This window comes from Mesorhizobium sp. WSM4845 (assembly GCF_055811455.1).
Genome location: NZ_JBVVQA010000006.1, coordinates 115,501 through 132,674, shown reverse-complemented (window position 1 = coordinate 132,674; position 17,174 = coordinate 115,501). Strand labels below are relative to the sequence as shown.

Genomic DNA, 17,174 nt, shown 5'->3' with positions numbered 1-17,174 from the left:
TGCTTGCAAAAACAGCATACGCTATTTCCAAGGACAGAAACATTCCTGGGAGAAAGCTGGATGGCGTCACGCTACCACGAGGTCTATGACGGCTGGAAACGCGATCCGGAAAAATTCTGGGCGGATGCGGCCAAGGCCATCGACTGGTTCTCGCCGTTCGAAACGGTCTTCGATGCGAATGCCGGCGTCTATGGGCGCTGGTTTGGCGGCGCCTCCTGCAACACCTGCTTCAACGCCGTCGACCGCCACGTGGCGGGTGGCCGCGCCGATCAGATCGCGCTGATCCATGACAGCGCGATTTCCGGCACGGTCAGGAAATTCACCTATGCCGAATTGAAACGCGAGGTGGTCGCGCTGACGTCGGTGCTGAAGAACCGCGGCGTCCAAAAAGGCGATCGGGTCATCATCTACATGCCGATGGTGGCGGAAGCTGCGTTTGCCATGCTTGCCTGCGCCCGTATCGGCGCCGTGCATTCGGTCGTCTTCGGCGGCTTTGCTTCGCACGAGCTCGCCACACGCATCGACGACGCCAGACCGAAGCTGATCATTTCCGCCTCTTGCGGCCTGGAGCCCGGGCGCGTCGTCGCCTACAAGCCGCTGCTCGACAAGGCGATCGAGATGTCGCGGCACAAGCCCGAAGCCTGCCTCATCCTGCAGCGCGATCAGCTGCGCTGCGAGCTAGAGGAGAACCATGACATCGACTATGCCGACGCCGTCGCCCGCGAGCGGGCCGCGGGCGCCAATGTCGACTGCGTTCCGGTGCTCGCCACCGACCCGCTCTACATCATCTACACGTCCGGAACGACCGGCCAGCCCAAGGGCATCGTGCGCGACAATGGCGGCCACATGGTTGCGCTGAAATGGTCGATGGAGAACGAGTTCGGCGTCAAGCCGGGTGAGGTGTTCTGGGCGGCTTCCGACGTCGGCTGGGTGGTCGGCCATTCCTACATCGTCTACGGCCCGCTGCTGCATGGCTGCGCGACCGTCCTGTTCGAGGGCAAGCCGGTCGGTACGCCCGACGCCGGCACCTACTGGCGGGTGATATCAGAGCATGGCGTGGTCGCGCTGTTCACCGCGCCGACCGCATTCCGCGCCATCAAGGGACAGGACCCCAAGGGCGAATTCGTCCCGAAATACGACCTGTCGAAATTCCGCACGCTGTTCCTCGCCGGCGAGCGCGCCGATCCGGAAACCATCAAATGGGCGGAGCAGAAATTGAACGTGCCGGTTATCGACCATTGGTGGCAGACCGAGACGGGCTCGCCGATGACGATCAACCCAGCCGGATTAGGGCTACTGCCGGTGAAATACGGCTCGCCCGGAGTGCCGATGCCCGGCTACGACATCCGTGTGCTCGACGATGCCGGCCACGAAGTGCCGCGCGGCACGTTGGGCAATGTCGTGGTCAAGCTGCCGCTGCCGGCCGGCTGCCTGCCGACGCTATGGAATGCCGATGACCGGTTTCGCCAAGCCTATCTCGAGGAATTCCCCGGCTGCTACAAGACGGCGGATGCCGGCATGATGGACGAGGACGGCTATTTGTTCGTGATGGCCCGCACCGACGACATCATCAATGTCGCCGGCCACCGACTGTCGACCGGCGCCATGGAGGAGGTGCTGGCCGCGCATCCGGACGTTGCCGAGTGCGCTGTCGTCGGCGTCGCAGATGCGATGAAGGGCCAGGTTCCGCTCGGCTTCGTCGTGCTGAATGCCGGTGTCACGCGTGACAGCGCCACTATTGAGACCGAGGTGGTCACGCTGGTGCGCGAGCGGATCGGCCCGGTCGCCGCCTTCAAGACGGTGGTCACGATCAAGCGCCTGCCCAAGACGCGCTCCGGCAAAATCCTGCGCGGCACCATGCAGAAGATTGCCGACAAGGAAGACTGGACAATGCCGGCGACCATCGACGATCCGGTCATTCTCGACGAAATCACCGCAGCGCTGAAGGGACGCGGAATCGGGCTTTAGCTGCTTTCGGAGCGCGGCAGGCGGATCGCGGCTTCGGACGAATACGAATTCATCCTGCACTGCAATCGTCTGTTGTGCAATGCAGCAATAGCCCTTAAACCTTTGCGTGGGGGGCCATTCCGAAGGCACGGCATGGCTCAGCAAAAAACAACATTCGGCGGCGTCGACATCCTGCGTTTTGTCGCCGCTGTCATCGTGATGGTCTACCACTACGGCTTCTGGGTGTGGGCGTTCCCCGAGGGCGTTTCGGCGCGTGCGACGGGCGGCATCCCGCCGCATCCGGAAATAGGCGGACTGGTCCAATTCGGATGGGTCGGCGTCCAGATATTCTTCGTCATCAGCGGCTTCGTCATCGCCTTCAGCGCCGAGCATTCCACACCGCTGCGGTTTTTCGAGGCAAGGGTGAAACGATTGGCGCCGGCCGTCTGGATCTGTGCGCCGGTCACCGCGATGGTGCTGCTTCTCGTCGATCTCAGTTGGCCGACGGACGCAGTCACCACGCTCATACGCACCGCCCTGTTCGTTCCGTTCAACCCCTGGGTCGACAGCGTCTACTGGACGCTTGGCATCGAGATCGCCTTTTACGCCATCGTCTGGATCCTGCTGCGGCTCGGCCGCTTCGACCTGATGGAAGCGGTGGCAGTTGCGCTCGGCGCTATCAGCACGCTTTTCTGGTGCCTGTACTATCCATTCGACTGGACGGACCTTGCCGAGGCGCGCTGGCTCGACCTGCTCCTGGTGCATCACGGATGTTTTTTCGCGACAGGTGTGCTGTTCTGGCTGATGCGTTTCAAGGCAGTGACGCCCGCCCGCCTTGTCTTCTGCGCCTTGTTCCTGGCCGGCGGCGTGCTGCAGATCATAAGTGCTGTCGACGTCCGCAGCATCAAGGTCGAAGCCGCGATGCCCTACGGGCCGCCGGTCGTCCTGTTCCTCGCTGCCATGGCGCTGATGGCGTGGTCGTTACGGCTCGACCTGTCCTGGCGCGGCTGGCGCCGGATCGGCCTGATGACCTACCCTCTCTATCTGATCCATAATGTCGTCGGCGCAGCCATTCTCGGCGCCTTGATGCGTGCGGGAGTGCCATACCTGCTTTCGGTGGTCATCGTCGGGGCGACCATGATCGCCGCGAGCTGGCTGATTGCGATCGAGGCCGAACCGCGCATCCGGCTTCTGCTCGACCACACCATCTTCCGCTACCGTCTCAAGGCGGCGGCGTAAACGCGCCAGCGTTGTCACGCCGGTTCCTGGCTGCAAATGTCCTACGGTGAAATGTCCGGCACAAAGCACGGCGCACGCTTTTGCACGACCCGTCGCGGCTCGGCGACCTCTACTGATCAAGCGAGGAAATCGACTGGCACCCTAAGGAACGTCATTCCCGACCCTACCGGCTCGTGCAAAGGCTGCCGGTCATGGTCTGTTCGAGGGGCATACGTCTTCGCTCACGACGGCCTCGGCCCGGTATCGGCCTGACGGCGCAAGACGACGATCTGCCGGTCCTACAGACCGGCCTCAGCTGTTCACCTTCGTCCGCGCTTCCGACTTCTCCAGATAGTATGACGAATATCTGTCGAAGAATTTTTCCGAGCCGCCGATCGATCCATACTTCGCCAGCTTCTTCAAATCGACCTTATTGAGGACGACGCCGACGATCTTGTTGGCGATATAGGATTCCGAACTCAATATGGATTGCACCATCGCACGCGGCGTGCGCCCCCACTCGGTCACGAGCACGAAGCCGTCGGCAAGCGGCGCAAAGGCCTTGGCATCGACCACGGGGCCGAGCGGCGGCAGATCGACGACGATGTACTGGAAGGTCTCCTTGGCATTGTCGATGAAACGCCGCATCCCGGCCGACGACAGAAGCTCGCTTGTGTGCGAGAAATGACCGCGCGGTACGGCGGGGACGATCGCCAGCTTGGTCTGCCGGTCGATCTTGCCGACGGACTGCCAGGTCTGCCCGCTCACCACCGCTTCCATCAGGCCTTGCTCGGCTTCCATGCCAAGGCTGCGGCTGAGGCCGGGGTTACGCAGGTCGCCGTCCACCAGCAGCGTTTTCGACCCGTTGGCGGCAAGCAATCCGGCCAGATTCGCCGCCACGGTCGACTTGCCCTCGCCGGGAAGGACCGAGATCACGCCGATGACCCGGCTGCCTTGCCCTTCCATCACCACGTCGAAGGCAATCTTGGCGCTGCGCAGCGTCTCGGAAAACATCGATGCCGGGGCGTCGATGCTCACCCGCATGCGCGCGCGTCTTTCAGCCGCCGACGCTGATTGGGCGGTTTTGATATCCGCCTGACCGTCATCGCGCTTGTCGTCCTTGGCGACCTTGCTGCCAATGATCGGCAGGTAGCCAAGGAATTTGAGGCCGACGCGATCGCGAACGTCTTCGCCGGTCCTGAAGAACCGCTCCCTGAACTCATTCAGGCCACCAACCCCGGCTCCCAACATCACGCCAAGCACGAGCGAAAGTCCCAGCACTATGGACGTGCGCGGGGTTGCCGCGGACTTCGGCAGCGTCGCGTCCGAGATGACGCGGATCTTGCCGACCGGGAAGGACTGCTGCTGGGAGGCTTCCTCGTAGCGGCCAAGGAACGTTTGATAGAGCGTCGAGAGCGCCGTTGCCTTCTGCTCCAGTTCGCGCAGCTTGACCTGCGACTGGTTGTCGATGGAACTCTTGCCAGCCGCTAACGCGACATTTGCACGGAGCGCCGTCTCGCGCGCGAGAGCGACTTCGTATTCGTTGCGGTAGCTTTCGGTCAATTGCTTCAGCTCGCCGAATATCTGCGCCGATATGTCGGCCCTTTCCTTGGCAAGTGCGACCGCCTGGGGATGCTCAGCCCCGAAATTGGCTTCGATATCCTGCTGCCGCTTGGCGACAGTGAGATAGCGGGTCTTGAGCGTTGAAATGATCGAGTTGCTCGGCTGGTCGGCGGATATCGCGGCGTCCCTGAATGCGTTGTCCGAACCGCTTTCGACGATCGACTTGTATTGCTGGTAGCGGGCGCTGGCGCGGGCGGTGTCGGCCTGCGCCTCAATGAGCTGGCCATTGAGGTCCGACAGTTGCTTGTCACTGATCAACTGGCCGTCATCGACGGCCAGCCCATGTTCGGCCCTGAACTTCTCGACGGCGAGCGCCGCTGCCTGGGAGCTTTCGCGAAGCTCCGTCAGCCGACCTTGCAGCCAGACCGCCGCCCGCTCGGTCGCATCGAAGCTCGCATCGAGCTGATCGGCGAGATAGGCGTCGGCATAGGCTTTGGTGACCGCGGTCGCAAGTGCGGGGTCCGTGGCCTGGTAGGCGATGGAGATCACATAGCTTCGACCGATGCGCTCGGCTTGCACCTCGTCCTGCAGTTTGAGGATTGCGTAATCGCGCCGCGACGAGGCAATCATCGCGTCACGCGTCGCCGGGTCAAGCTGAGTAACGTCGGCCGTACCCACGGCGGGATTGGGACGGAAATACCGGACCACGCCGCGCACAAAACCGGCAGCCTTCGACACGGCCGACGTCGGAGGGTTCATGAAAGCGTCGTTCTGATCGAGCTTCTGCTTGTCGACGACCACCGCCGCCAGTCTCGCCGAGTGGAGTATTTCGATCTGGCTCAGAATGGCGGAGTCGGTCTGCATGCTGACCGACGCCGCCGAGACCTCGTCAACGACCTTGTTCAATCCTTCATCGATCAGCACACGGCTCGTCGCCATGTAGGTGGAAGGCGTGGTCTGCAAATAGAGCACGCCCAGAAAAAGTCCGATGGCAGCGCATGCCGCAACCACCTTTGCCTGCCTTGCTGCCATGCCGAGCAGGCGCTCGACATCGATGAAATCGTCGGCGCTGACTGGGTCCGAACTCGGCAATGGTTTCCTCTTGTCGAGAGGAAAATTGGCATAATTCATCTTCGGTCCAATTCAAGTTTGCATCTAGAGCGGCGGTCTCTCAAGTCGAACGCGCCGCCGCTCTATTTTTGTTTGAGCCGCGGATTTTCCTGTCTCCACTCGGGTCCGCTGCTCTCGTTTGCAGGCGCTAGAGCGGGAGCATCAGCATATGCCCAACGCAAGCTTCATGCCAGCCACCGCGAGACCTGGGCAGTCAAACATATCGGCATGTCTTGCGTCACCATTCATATGCTTGCTCCCAAAAAATGGGCTTTATGCGGCTTCCACCCGGCGCTCATGCAACCGGACGAACTCCTGAAGCATCTCGAAGATCGGTCCCTTCATGTCGTCGCGCGCCAGCGCGAAGGCGACATTGGCCTGGATGAACCCTTCCTTCGAGCCACAATCGAACATCCGGCCGTTGAAGGGCTGCGCGAAGAAAGCCTGGCTTTGCGCAAGGCGGACCATGGCGTCGGTCAGTTGGATCTCATTGCCGGCGCCGCGCTGCTGATTGCCGAGCAGCCCGAATATTTCAGGCTGCAGGATATAGCGGCCGTTGATGTAGTAGTTCGACGGCGCATTCGCCGGAGCCGGCTTTTCGACCATGGCGGTGACCTCGAAGCCCGAGCCGACATCGGCGCCGCAGCCGACGATGCCGTATTTGCTGGTCTCGGTCGGGTCGCAGCGCTCGACGGCGATGACGTTTCCGCCGGTCTGCGCATAGAGGTCCGCAATTTCAGCGAGACATCCGCGACCGCCGAAGGACACCATGTCCGGTAACAGCAATGCGAAGGGCTCGTCGCCGATGACTTCCCGGGCGCACCATACCGCATGGCCCAGACCTTGCGGTGACTGCTGCCGGATGAAGCTCGTCGCACCAGCCACGGGAAGCAGGCTTTCCAGCGCCTGAAGCTGCGCCGTCTTGCCGGTTTGCTCCAAAGTTCCGATCAATTCTGGATGCAGGTCGAAATAATCCTCGATGACCGCCTTGTTGCGGCCCGTCACGAAGACAATGTGCTCGATGCCGGCTTCGAACGCCTCGTCCACCGCATATTGCACGACAGGCCTGTCGACGACCGGCAGCATTTCCTTCGGCATCGACTTGGTCGCCGGCAGGAATCGCGTTCCAAGCCCCGCTACCGGTATGACTGCCTTCCTGACTTTCTTCATTGCATATTCCTTCTGAGGAGATCGACTTCAACCTGTCGCAGGCCGCGAAAACTATTTTTCAGCTGCCTGCACCCTTCACCTCCCCCGCACCCACGGCAAATTGCGCCGCCACCCTTCGCAGCCGAACGGCGATCGGCATGCCCATATGCCAAACCGCCGCCGGATCGCTGAGCGCCGTCCACACTGCCTTGAGTGGGGATCGCGCCTTGATGTGCTGGACCAGAGAAAGGAACGACGCCGCCTTGCGCAGGCTGCGCGTGCGCCTTGCGAAAGCGGCTGCGGCCTTTGCGTCCATCGAATGGGTTCTGGCGAAAACGAGGTCGGCCTTACGCATTGCCTCGACGTGATGAGGTTCGAGCACGCGGGAAATGGAGCCGGTCCGGATATGGTAGACATAGCCGGTCGTCGGCTCGACCACGCACTTGCCGCCCTTGGCCAGAGCACTGGCCAGCAAGATGTAGTCCTCGCCGATGATCAGACTTTCGTCATAGCGAAGCCCGTTTTCGTTCAGAAACCGGCGCTGGAAGATCGGTTTGAGATAGCCGAGATTGAACCTGGATTCGAAGACCACATTGCCAGCAATATAGTCCGCCAGCGAGATTTCGCTCAAACCCTCGAGATAGTCGGCAGGGAACATCGTCTCTTCGGCAACACCGTCCTCGCGAACGACCTGGAGATTGTCGACTGCGATCGCGGCGCCCGCTTTCTCGGCGCGGTCAATCATAGTGCAGATCCGCCCGGGATAGACGGCGTCGTCGGAATCGAGGACCGCCACCCACCTGCCGCGGGCAAGCTCAAGGCCTACATTCCTGGCGCCGCCTGGACCGCGGTTTTGCTTAAGTGCGACGACGCGCACGATGTCTTCGGGGTAGGATTGCGCCAGATCGAGCGTCCGGTCGCGCGACTGGTCGTCGACGACGATCACCTCCACGCTGACACCGCGCTGGGCGATGGCGCTGGCGATCGCCCGCTCGATGGTCAGCTCCGAATTGTAGGCGGCAATGACAAAGGTGACGTCAGGCTGCACGCTTGCCCCCTTCCTGCGACGAGGGAAGGCCGTATTGGCGGATTTCACGCACGCCGACAAGACCGCTCACGACGCCGACATGCATGATGCCGCGAAGCACGCTGCGGTTCCTGCGCACGGGGCTGATGGCGACCGGGATTGCCGATGCGAAACAAAAAACCGCCTTTGCCGAGGCGAGGCCGACTTGCCTGACCAGCGCGAGGCCATGCGCGTCGCGCCCCAGCAGGTGCCCATGCGTCTGCCCGACGCGGAACCGGCGGCGACGGAGCCAGTCGAAGGCCGCCCTGGCGCGCGGCACCACTTCATCGACCCAGGCCTGCGGCGAAAAGGCGATGCGACCGCCGGCCTTGACCATGTGGTCGAAGAATTCGGTGTCCTCGCCGCCGGTCTGGCCACGCGCCAGGCTGAATCGCCGGCCGCGGAGGCTGTCGGCGCCCATTCTGAGCAGGACGTTGCAGGTGTAGCCGGTGCGGATCTCGCCGCCCACCCAGACGGGCAGTGTGGAGTGAAAATCGCCGCGGCGCATCCAGTTGGGCGCATCCGGCCGATAGCGCGCCCGCACTGGCCCGAGCACGGCGGCAGCGCCACTCAAGTCCGCCGTTGCAACCAGTTCGACGAGCCATCTCGACGATGCCGTTTCGTCATCGTCGAGGAAGGCGACGAAATCCGCCGTGCTGGCGTCGAGGCAAGTATTGCGGGCGATTGAGATGTTGCGTGCCGGGCAATGACGATAGCTGATCGGCAGCTTCAGCGTCTCCGCCAGCGTCGCCACCAGCAGTTCGGCCGTTGGCCCGTCATCATTGTCGGCGACGATGACGCGGATGTCGAATCCCGAAGGCACGTCCAGGGCGGCTACCGAGCGAAGCGTGTCGGCAAGCTCCGGCCGCCTAAACGTGCAGACGCAGACGTCGACGCTGCGGTTTTTTTCGGCCACACCCATCACGCCACCCTTCTACGTTGCAATCGCGGTCCAAGCAGTTGCAGCCAGAAACCGACGGACCAGCCGAAATGCATGACCATCGCCGAAATCCCGGCAAGCGCATTGTCCGGATTGCGCTGGCTGATGGCGGTCCACGCGCCATAACCGAGACAGACCGACGCCCACACCAGCAGCGGCGTGATCGCCAGCCAATGCACGAAGGAAAAAGCCGCGAAAATGACGACTGGGAACACCAGAAGCGGCACCATCTGCCGGACCTTCGGCATCATGCGGTGCTTGAGAATGTTCTTTGCCCGGCCGCGGCCATAGCCGAGATACTGGAAATAGAGGTCGGCGAGCGACGAGCGCGGGTAATAGATCATTTGCGTCTTGCCGCTCATCCAGATCCGGCAACCGGCCTTGCGCAGCCGGTAGTCGAGTTCCGCATCCTCGTTGTGGCTGAACGTCTCGTCATAGCCGCCAACCGCCTTGAAGGCTGATATTCGCATCAGCGCATGGTGGCCGTGATCGACCCACTCTCCCACTGAGAGATGCCGGTGCTTGGAACCGCCAGTGCCGAGCTTGGAATTCTGTGCAGCCGCCACCGCTTTCTGCACCATACCGCTGCCGCTGGTCAGCATGGAGACGACGACCGAATCCGCGCCGGTGATCCGCGCCTCCTCGACCAGCCGATCACAATAATCCGGGGGATAGCCGCCATGCGCGTCGACGCGAATGACATATTCAGCCCCTTCGCCATAACTGGCCACGGCGAGATTGATCGCCGCACTCTGGAGGCGCTTTTCGTTGTGAAGAAGGATGATCCGCGGATCCTTCCCGGCGATCTCCTCGACGATCGCCCTTGTGCCGTCCGTGCTGCCGCCATCGGCAACGATGATCCGGGCGCCGAGCCTCTCGGCCGCCGGGCGAAGCTCATGAACAAGCGCGCCGATGTGAGCCGCTTCGTTCAGGCACGGAATCACGATCAGGCCGGACGGAAGAATTTTGGTCTGCATCATCGGCCCATGTCCATCCATAACCATCCTAAGCCAGTGCCTTGGCAGCATATGAATCGGGCACGGCCGTCAACCCGCGAAGCTTTTCGACAAGCGCCCGGCAATCGCTGCGATCGTGGCTCCAGGTTCGCGGATTGCGGGCAAGAACACGCGCCCGCAATTTCCCGAAACGATGCTCCTCCAACTCGCCCAAGGCAGCCTCGAGTGCCTCGGGAGTGGCTTGAGGCAAGAGAACACCGATCCCCTGCTGGTCGAGGAACCGGCCGGTTTCGGTGTGGCCCATCGAGATCGGCACGGCGCCGAAGCGGCAGCCCTCGTAGAGGCGGTTGGGCAGCAGCCATTCAGAATTCAGCCCCTGCTCGAAAAAATCGATGGCCCAGGAAAAATGAACCTCACGGTAGATCGTCGCCATATCTTCGGGATTCCGATAGGGTCCGCCAAACGAGAGCCAGGGCTCAGATTCGACGAAACCGTGGAAATCCGGAAATTCGGAAAGCGCCGGACGGCCCCTGAGGATGATTTCGAAGCGGCCCTCGTGTCGCCGGGAAAATTCGGCCAGCAGTTCCAGGGAGCGGCGGCATCGGAGCGCGCCGAACCAGCCGATCCGCCAAGGCGGAGCGACGGGCTCCGCCGCCGTGCGATCATTCAGCGAAACCGCGGCAGGCTCGAAATATTTGTTTTCGAGCAGTTCGACCGGCGCGGCAATCTGCCCGAACGGCTTGAAATAGTTTGCGATGAAGGCCGGCGAACTGGTGACCAGCAGCTTTACATCCCTGGCCAGATAGCGCTCCGCGCCGCGCATCGCCTTGCCCAGAAAATCGTCGCGAAGCATCAGGCGATGGATGTCGAGACACTCATAGACGATCGGCACGGTTGCCTGGAATGCCGATTTGGCACGCCGGGCAAGCGCCAGCATTTCCAGATTGCGCGCGATGATGAGGTCGGGTCTGGGCATCGAACCGAGTTTCGACCCGATCGAAACCGCCGCCTTGGTGACCGCTGCCAGCCGCTGGGCGAATCGCCCATCGCGCGTTGCGCCAAGATCGATCGGATGCAAGCCCTCGACCTCGGCGATCGGGCTTGCTGACCGGCGAAAGCCTGCCAGTGTGACCTGGGCGCCGCCTGCCTTGAGCATTATGATCCGCCGGCGCACTGCCGGGTCGGAGACGTCGTGCACCAAGTACAAGACATGCAGCATGAAAAACTCGACCGCTGTTGGCCCACCCGAAAGAATCCTTAGTACAGCTCGTGCTGCATCGCAACATTTTTGGTGCAGCATAGCAGGGATGGACGTTTTTTGTGTCGACGTTTTTTGTTGCGCTGCAAAATTATTGCCGTAGTTTGGTGGCAGCATCGGGCATGGGTCGGGACTCCGGGACCGGCACGAAATCAGGGACCCTGAATTTGCAAGCCAATGCATTCGACCCGCCAGAGGGCTCTCTCCGCAGATCGGTCGGACGCGGCGCTATCATTACGGCTTTGGCGCAATCGGTGCGAGTTGCGACACAGATCGTCTCCGTCATCGTGCTGTCGCGCCTGCTCTCGCCGCAGGACTTCGGCGTCGTGGCGATGTGCGCGCCTGTGCTGGCTTTCATCGCGCTGTTCCAGGATTTCGGCCTGACCCAGGCGACGATTCAGAAAAGCGGAATTAAGCATGAGGAGGTCAATTACCTCTTCTGGGTCAATGTCGCGGTTAGCGCATTGCTCGCCTGCGTGCTTGCCGGCGCGGCGCCTCTGGTCGCCGCCTTCTATGGCGAACCGCGGGTGTCAGGCCTGGTGGCAGCACTCGGGCTGCAGATCATAGCCTATGGGCTGGGCGCCCAGCATCTGGCGCTGCTGACACGCCGAATGCAGTTCGCCCGCTTGGCCATCATCGACGTCGCAAGTGCCATTGTCGGCCTCGCCGTATCGATCGCCTGGACTTTCATAGACCGTTCCTATTGGGCGCTTTTTGCCGGCACCCTGACAGCAGCCGTACTGCCCACGCTTTGCTACTGGGCAAACTCGCGATGGCGCCCCAGCCTCCCGCGCAAGGTCAACGGCATTAGCGAGCTGATCAATTTCGGCGCCGGCATCACCGGGTTCAACTTCGCCAACTTCTTTGCCCGAAATCTCGACAATGTGCTGATCGGAAAATACTGGGGCGAAGCGCAGCTTGGACTCTACGACCGCGCCTACAAGCTGCTTCTGTTTCCGTTGAGCCAGATCACCAACCCGCTGTCGAAGGTCATGGTGCCGGCTCTTTCCAGGCTGAAGGATGAGCCGGATCGCTACCGCAGCGCTTACCTTCGCGTCATGCCGCTGATATTGCTGGTCGCACTTCCAGGTGTTGCCTTCGCCATCGCCATGGCCGACGTGCTGATACCGTTCGTGCTCGGCGAGCAGTGGCGGCAGAGTTCCAGCATCTTCCTGGCGCTCGGTTTTGCCGGGCTGCTGCAGCCGCTCAACAACCCGGCGGGATGGCTTTTCATCAGCCAGGGCCGCTCGGGCGATTTCATGCGCTGGGGCATCATAACAGCCTTGACGTCGGTGCTGGCCTTCCTGATCGGCCTGCCCTATGGCGCGCTGGGCGTGGCGATCGCCTATGCGGTCAGCGAGTATCTCAGAACGCCTTTTCTGTGGCTGTATATCGGAAAGACCGGGCCGCTGCGGGCAAGCCATATGCTTCGCGCGGCAACGCCCTTCGTGCTTGGCGCGCATCTGGCGCTTGCCGCGATCTGGTTCGCCAAGCCGTTGCTGCCGCAACAGCACATCTTCGCGATGGCGAGCGCGGTGGCGCTGTCCTACATGATCACGGTCATGACCGCGCTGGCGTTTGCTTCCGGCCGCGAGGCGTTGCGGGAGGCCCTAAAACTGTTGCCGGCACGGGCGCCTAAGGCAGCGCCAAGCGAGGCAAAGTAACTTGCACGGACATCCATACGAGGACCAGGTCTGATCCCATGCACTACCGATCGATCTCCGACATGAATGACGCGATTGTCAGGAACCTTCACCGGTTGCCGCGCGACATCGACCTGGTGGTCGGGGTCCCGCGAAGCGGCATTCTCGCCGCCACCCTGCTCAGCCTGACGGCGAACATTCCGATGACCGACCTGGACAGTTTCCTGGCCGGAAAGATCTATTCTTCGGGCGTCACCAAACGCCGCGCCGCGCTCGACCGCCAGGCGACCGATATGCGCAAGGTCCTGGTGATCGACGACAGCGTCAGCGGCGGCGCTGCCATGAGAGAGGCGCGCAGCCGGGTAGAGGCCGCCGGCATCAAGGCGGACTTCACCTTTGCCGCGGTGTTCGGCCTGCTGCCCCAACACGAGGAAACCGACATCGTCCTCGAGGTCGTGCCGCATCCAAGGATGTTCCAATGGAACTTCATGCACCACAAATTCCTCGCGCAAAGCTGCGTCGACATTGACGGCGTGCTTTGCCTGGACCCGACCGAAGCAGAAAACGACGACGGCCCCGCCTATGAGAAATTCCTGGGCGAAGCGCTGCCTCTGTTTGGCCCGACCCGCAAGATCGGCTGGCTCGTCACCAGCCGGCTCGAGAAATACCGCGCGCTTACCGAAGCATGGCTGGCAAAGCACGGCATAGAATACGACAAGCTGATCATGCTTGACCTGCCGAGCAAGGCAGAACGGCAACGGCTTGGCGTGCATGGCAGTTTCAAAGCCGATTTCTACCGCAAATGCGATGCCATCCTGTTCATCGAAAGCGAGCACCAGCAGGCCCTCAAGATCGCCGAGCTTTCCGGCAAGCCGGTGCTGTGCGTTGAAACGCATCTGGTAATTTATCCCGACACGCTGTCACTTCCGGCACTTGGACAGGCGGCGCGCAACCTTCCGGGCAGGTTAAGGCAGATCAGTTCGCCTGACGGGCGCAAGACGGCAATCAAGACCGTCGCGCGCACGCTGCTTGGCGAACGCGGTTACGAGACGCTCAAAAGCCGGGTCAAACGACCGGCTTGAACCCGGTTTCGGGACTTAAAGCGGGTCACGCGACGCGCGCTTTAATTTTTTTTATGCGGTCGTTGTCGCAAAACCGCTACGCACCCCCGGGTCAGGCCCGAGCGCATGCTTTTGGGCGACATGCGTTAGGCGGCTTGCCGCGAAGGCTGTTGTGTCGCCCTCTCCAGCATCGAGAAGAAGGTCGCGAATTGACCCGCCGGATCGAGTTCCGGGCGCTCGGAGAATGCACGCGCCGCCGCTGAAAGCCGCCCATATTCCAGGCTGTCGGTCCACAGACGCCTGACCACTGCCACCCAGTCGGCGAGTGGGGCATCGTAATCCAGCACCACGCCACCGGAGCCGATCGCTTCGGGCAGGCCGCCACGACGCGAGCCTACGACTGGAATGCCGCTGCAATGGGCTTCCGACGCCACCCGACCCCAGGCCTCTTCCCATTTGCTGGGAGCCAGCAGGATTTTCGTGCGGCCGTAGACCGTCTTCATGTCGTTGGTCCGGCTCTCCAGGGTGACGTTGCCGAGCGGCGCGATCGTCTGCTCGATCCGGGCCCGATGATCATCGTCAAGCTTCCAGCTTTCGACGAACAGGAACGGGATTTCAGAGCAGGCGGCGGCGATGCGCACCGCAAGCTCGAAACCTTTTTCCTCATAGGGGTTGATCAGCGTGACAAACTCGCCTGTCGTCGGCGTGCGGTAGAGCGCGGGATTGATGGTCGGCGGTATAACCGTCGAATCGATATCGAATTTTGCCTTGTAGGTGCGCGCCGTGAACTCGGAATTGGCTATGTAGAGCGCCGAATGCAGCTCGCGCAGATCGCCGCCCAATTCGTGGAACTCGACATTCCTGAGATAGACGACCAGCGGCACGCCTTCGGCCTGCAGTGCCTTGCCGATCGGAACCGACTTGTGGCACTGGACCACGGCGACATCCGGCCTCAGCTTTTCGACGGCGAAACCCGCCGCCTCCCAGGGAAACCAGGCGCGCACGACCGGATAGCCCGGAAAGCTGTCGATGACAGCGCGCTGCCTCAAAAGCTTCATCTTGGCGCGCGCCTTGTAGCCGAAGACGCCCTGGCCGAACAGGGCGGCGAGCACCGAAGCCTCATGCCCGTGCTCGCGCAACTGTTCGGCAAGGTGATGGGTGCTGGACTGGACACCGCCGCTGAACTGGGGCGTGTAACCGTTACCGCCTGCAAAAAGCACTTTCATGGTTTCGGCTCCTTGTCGCATTCTCAAGTTTACGGCCAATGACGCACGGCTTATTTACGGATGCTGGCTTGCGACCCGCTTCAAGCATCCTGCTGCGTCTCCAAATTGGCGAACGGATTGGTACACGGCTGCCATCCGGTGAACCGGACCGGGTCGGCTGGCGAACTGCGCCGGGCGTAGTCGGTCAGCATATGGAACTCGGCAATGACCCAGCGGTCGAAATGCCTCAGGTCCTGTTTTTTCTGTTCGGGCAGAAACCGGCGTGCGGCGCCCAATTTCAGCGCCTCAAGCACAGTGACAGCATCGCCCAGCTTTGTGTTTGGAAATATCCAGGGGTTCCGCTTCTGGAATTCCAGGACGAACTGCTGCAAATGTTCGATGCGCATGTTCAGCCTGCCGAAATATCTTTCGAGCGTGACGCGCACCAGGTCTTCGTCCGAAAGCGAGGAAACGGTGGCGTAGGCGATGCCGGTCGAAGCAACTCCGCCAGCCATGATGGCCAGTGCCGCGCGTCGCGAAACCTTGGTCATCCGGCCATTTCCTTTCCTGCTATCCGGCTCGCCGCCCGCAGGGAGAGGGCTGCCGCCGTCAGGCTCGGGTTGGCGCAGGAACAGCTTGAATATGTGCTTGAGCCGACGACAACCAGGTTCCTGAGCTGATGGTGGATCATGTCCCGATCGACCACCGAATCCGCCGGGCTCGAGCCCATCCGCAACGTGCCCTGGACATGCGACTCGGTGCGCCGGATGCCGCGATCGAAGATTTCTTCGACCGGCAGCGGCGCCAGAAGCGCCGCCAGTTTCTCCTTTGCCCGCGCCATGCCCTTGACCGCATAGTCGGATGCTCCCGCGAAACTGACGAAGGCGTTTTCATCCTCGTCGAGAATCACGAGATTTTCCGGGTCGAGCAGGTCTTCGGTAACAATGATGATGGGAAGCGTCTGACGGACACGTCCCTTCTCAGGGCGCATCCCGTGCTGCCAGCGGTTTTCGAAATAGACCAGCGCCGCCGCATGGTCCGATCTGTGAGCGCCGTCATAAAGGCCGAAATTCAAGCCGGTGGTGATGGTGCTTCCGTCGAAATTATCGACACCGTCGAGATAGGCTTCGAAATTCCATCCGTAGGATTCGTGCAGGCCGCGCCCGACGAATTCGCCCGACAGGCCGGACCGCAACATGATCGCCGGGCTCTGGATGGCATTGGCGCCCAGTATGAAAAGATCGCCGCTGATCGAATATTCCTTGCCCTCATGCACGAATGCGACCGAACGGACCGAACCGCCGATATGGTCGAGCCGGCGCACTTCAGCGCCAAGGCAGACAGAAACGTCGGGATGCTCGAAGACGTGCATCAGGCCATTGTTGGCGGTGAATTTGGCATCGACCGGGCATAATCCGCACCGCAAGTTGGCGCAGCAAGAAGACCGTTGCGCGGTCGGCACGCGCGCGCGGGCTGTCGGCATGACAAAATGCTGGTCCGGCTGCGCCGCTTTCATCATCCGGTCCGGCGTCGACATGTGATGCGGTGGCTGGGGAAATGGCCTGGAACGCGGCATCATCGCCGCCATGTCGGGGTCGCCTGAAATCGACATGACGTCCTCTGCATCGCAGTAAAACGGCTCGAGCTCGTCATAGCTGATCGGCCAGTCGTTACCGACGCCGTAGAGGCTTTTCAGCCTGAAGTCGTTCGGGTGAAAGCGCGGCGTCTGGGCGAACCAGCAATTCGTTCCGCCACCCAATCCGATGGTGTAATTCCACGGCTTGTCAGAGTTGGTCTTGTAGGTGGTCTTGTCCTCGATGTCGGTGTTGACGTTCTGCTCGAGCTGCCATTCATGCGTGTTGTGCCCGCCCCATTCCAGAACCAGAATGCGTGCCTTTCGCTGCTTGGCGAACGCATGCAGGAAGAAGGCCGAACCGAAACCGGAACCGACTGCGACAAGATCGAAATGCTCGTTGGCGATCTGTTCCGGCCTGATGCCCAGCACCATCAGAGAAGACCCCTTGTTGACACGAGCGCGTTCATCGAAGCCTTCGCGAT

The 17,174-nt window shown here is 61.7% G+C and carries 13 protein-coding genes; 4 read left to right on the top strand and 9 right to left on the bottom strand.

From position 1 onward, the window contains the following. Window positions 1-60 precede the first annotated feature (60 nt). Both AC0L2C_RS09660 and AC0L2C_RS09655 read left to right on the top strand, forming a co-directional pair. Window positions 61-1,968, top strand: a complete 1,908-nt coding sequence (locus AC0L2C_RS09660; RefSeq protein ID WP_473523251.1) for a propionyl-CoA synthetase — start codon at window positions 61-63, stop codon at window positions 1,966-1,968. Window positions 1,969-2,100: 132 nt separating this feature from the next. Beyond that, window positions 2,101-3,186 carry an acyltransferase family protein gene (locus AC0L2C_RS09655; RefSeq protein ID WP_128168338.1) on the top strand — a complete coding sequence of 362 codons (1,086 nt, stop codon included), beginning with the start codon at window positions 2,101-2,103 and terminating at the stop codon, window positions 3,184-3,186. 291 nt (window positions 3,187-3,477) lie between these two features. Here AC0L2C_RS09655 and AC0L2C_RS09650 read toward each other — a convergent pair whose 3' ends face one another. From AC0L2C_RS09650 to AC0L2C_RS09625, 6 genes are all read right to left on the bottom strand, one after another. Continuing rightward, window positions 3,478-5,859 (bottom strand): polysaccharide biosynthesis tyrosine autokinase, encoded by a 2,382-nt coding sequence (locus AC0L2C_RS09650; protein ID WP_287239122.1) that lies wholly within the window; start codon window positions 5,857-5,859, stop codon window positions 3,478-3,480. A gap of 252 nt (window positions 5,860-6,111) precedes the next feature. After that, window positions 6,112-7,008: a UTP--glucose-1-phosphate uridylyltransferase gene (locus tag AC0L2C_RS09645; RefSeq protein WP_023796734.1), complete on the bottom strand. Its 897-nt coding sequence runs from the start codon at window positions 7,006-7,008 to the stop codon at window positions 6,112-6,114. 58 nt (window positions 7,009-7,066) lie between these two features. Next, on the bottom strand, window positions 7,067-8,035 hold the full coding sequence (locus AC0L2C_RS09640; RefSeq protein ID WP_287239120.1) for a glycosyltransferase family 2 protein: 969 nt from the start codon (window positions 8,033-8,035) through the stop codon (window positions 7,067-7,069). Next, a complete protein-coding gene (locus tag AC0L2C_RS09635) occupies window positions 8,025-8,975 on the bottom strand; it encodes a glycosyltransferase family 2 protein (protein ID WP_473523250.1) in 951 nt (316 codons plus the stop codon). The genes AC0L2C_RS09640 and AC0L2C_RS09635 overlap by 11 nt, the downstream gene beginning before the upstream one ends. Continuing rightward, entirely contained in the window at window positions 8,975-9,973 is a 999-nt protein-coding gene (locus AC0L2C_RS09630) for a glycosyltransferase family 2 protein (RefSeq protein WP_287239118.1), read from the bottom strand. Before AC0L2C_RS09630 ends, AC0L2C_RS09635 begins: the two co-directional genes overlap by 1 nt. Window positions 9,974-9,998: 25 nt before the next feature. Beyond that, window positions 9,999-11,168, bottom strand: coding sequence for a glycosyltransferase family protein (locus tag AC0L2C_RS09625; protein WP_287239117.1), 1,170 nt, complete (start codon window positions 11,166-11,168; stop codon window positions 9,999-10,001). A gap of 206 nt (window positions 11,169-11,374) precedes the next feature. Here AC0L2C_RS09625 and AC0L2C_RS09620 point away from each other — a divergent pair, with 206 nt between their 5' ends. Together AC0L2C_RS09620 and AC0L2C_RS09615 are read left to right on the top strand one after the other, a co-directional pair. Further along, window positions 11,375-12,871 (top strand): lipopolysaccharide biosynthesis protein, encoded by a 1,497-nt coding sequence (locus tag AC0L2C_RS09620; RefSeq protein ID WP_353682530.1) that lies wholly within the window; start codon window positions 11,375-11,377, stop codon window positions 12,869-12,871. 38 nt (window positions 12,872-12,909) lie between these two features. Then, window positions 12,910-13,932 carry a phosphoribosyltransferase gene (locus tag AC0L2C_RS09615; protein WP_353842973.1) on the top strand — a complete coding sequence of 341 codons (1,023 nt, stop codon included), beginning with the start codon at window positions 12,910-12,912 and terminating at the stop codon, window positions 13,930-13,932. A 125-nt stretch (window positions 13,933-14,057) separates the two neighbouring features. Here the strand turns inward: AC0L2C_RS09615 and AC0L2C_RS09610 are convergent, their stop codons facing one another. The 3 genes from AC0L2C_RS09610 to AC0L2C_RS09600 all read right to left on the bottom strand — a co-directional run bounded on the left by AC0L2C_RS09610 (window position 14,058) and on the right by AC0L2C_RS09600 (window position 17,124). Next, window positions 14,058-15,137, bottom strand: a complete 1,080-nt coding sequence (locus AC0L2C_RS09610) for a glycosyltransferase (RefSeq protein WP_023796741.1) — start codon at window positions 15,135-15,137, stop codon at window positions 14,058-14,060. Between the two features lie 80 nt (window positions 15,138-15,217). Next, complete coding sequence (locus tag AC0L2C_RS09605) at window positions 15,218-15,667, bottom strand: hypothetical protein (RefSeq protein ID WP_023796742.1); 450 nt, start codon at window positions 15,665-15,667, stop codon at window positions 15,218-15,220. After that, window positions 15,664-17,124: a GMC oxidoreductase gene (locus tag AC0L2C_RS09600; RefSeq protein WP_287239112.1), complete on the bottom strand. Its 1,461-nt coding sequence runs from the start codon at window positions 17,122-17,124 to the stop codon at window positions 15,664-15,666. Before AC0L2C_RS09600 ends, AC0L2C_RS09605 begins: the two co-directional genes overlap by 4 nt. Between the last annotated feature and the right edge of the window lie 50 nt (window positions 17,125-17,174).

What these genes read in the sequence shown, in the direction of transcription:
- AC0L2C_RS09605 (WP_023796742.1), bottom strand. Translation starts at nt 15,667, where the DNA reads ATGACCAAGGTTTCGCGACGCGCGGCACTGGCCATCATGGCTGGCGGA.
- AC0L2C_RS09600 (WP_287239112.1), bottom strand. Translation starts at nt 17,124, where the DNA reads ATGGTGCTGGGCATCAGGCCGGAACAGATCGCCAACGAGCATTTCGAT.
- AC0L2C_RS09625 (WP_287239117.1), bottom strand. Translation starts at nt 11,168, where the DNA reads ATGCTGCATGTCTTGTACTTGGTGCACGACGTCTCCGACCCGGCAGTG.
- AC0L2C_RS09650 (WP_287239122.1), bottom strand. Translation starts at nt 5,859, where the DNA reads ATGAATTATGCCAATTTTCCTCTCGACAAGAGGAAACCATTGCCGAGT.
- AC0L2C_RS09635 (WP_473523250.1), bottom strand. Translation starts at nt 8,975, where the DNA reads ATGGGTGTGGCCGAAAAAAACCGCAGCGTCGACGTCTGCGTCTGCACG.
- AC0L2C_RS09660 (WP_473523251.1), top strand. Translation starts at nt 61, where the DNA reads ATGGCGTCACGCTACCACGAGGTCTATGACGGCTGGAAACGCGATCCG.
- AC0L2C_RS09645 (WP_023796734.1), bottom strand. Translation starts at nt 7,008, where the DNA reads ATGAAGAAAGTCAGGAAGGCAGTCATACCGGTAGCGGGGCTTGGAACG.
- AC0L2C_RS09615 (WP_353842973.1), top strand. Translation starts at nt 12,910, where the DNA reads ATGCACTACCGATCGATCTCCGACATGAATGACGCGATTGTCAGGAAC.
- AC0L2C_RS09655 (WP_128168338.1), top strand. Translation starts at nt 2,101, where the DNA reads ATGGCTCAGCAAAAAACAACATTCGGCGGCGTCGACATCCTGCGTTTT.
- AC0L2C_RS09630 (WP_287239118.1), bottom strand. Translation starts at nt 9,973, where the DNA reads ATGATGCAGACCAAAATTCTTCCGTCCGGCCTGATCGTGATTCCGTGC.
- AC0L2C_RS09610 (WP_023796741.1), bottom strand. Translation starts at nt 15,137, where the DNA reads ATGAAAGTGCTTTTTGCAGGCGGTAACGGTTACACGCCCCAGTTCAGC.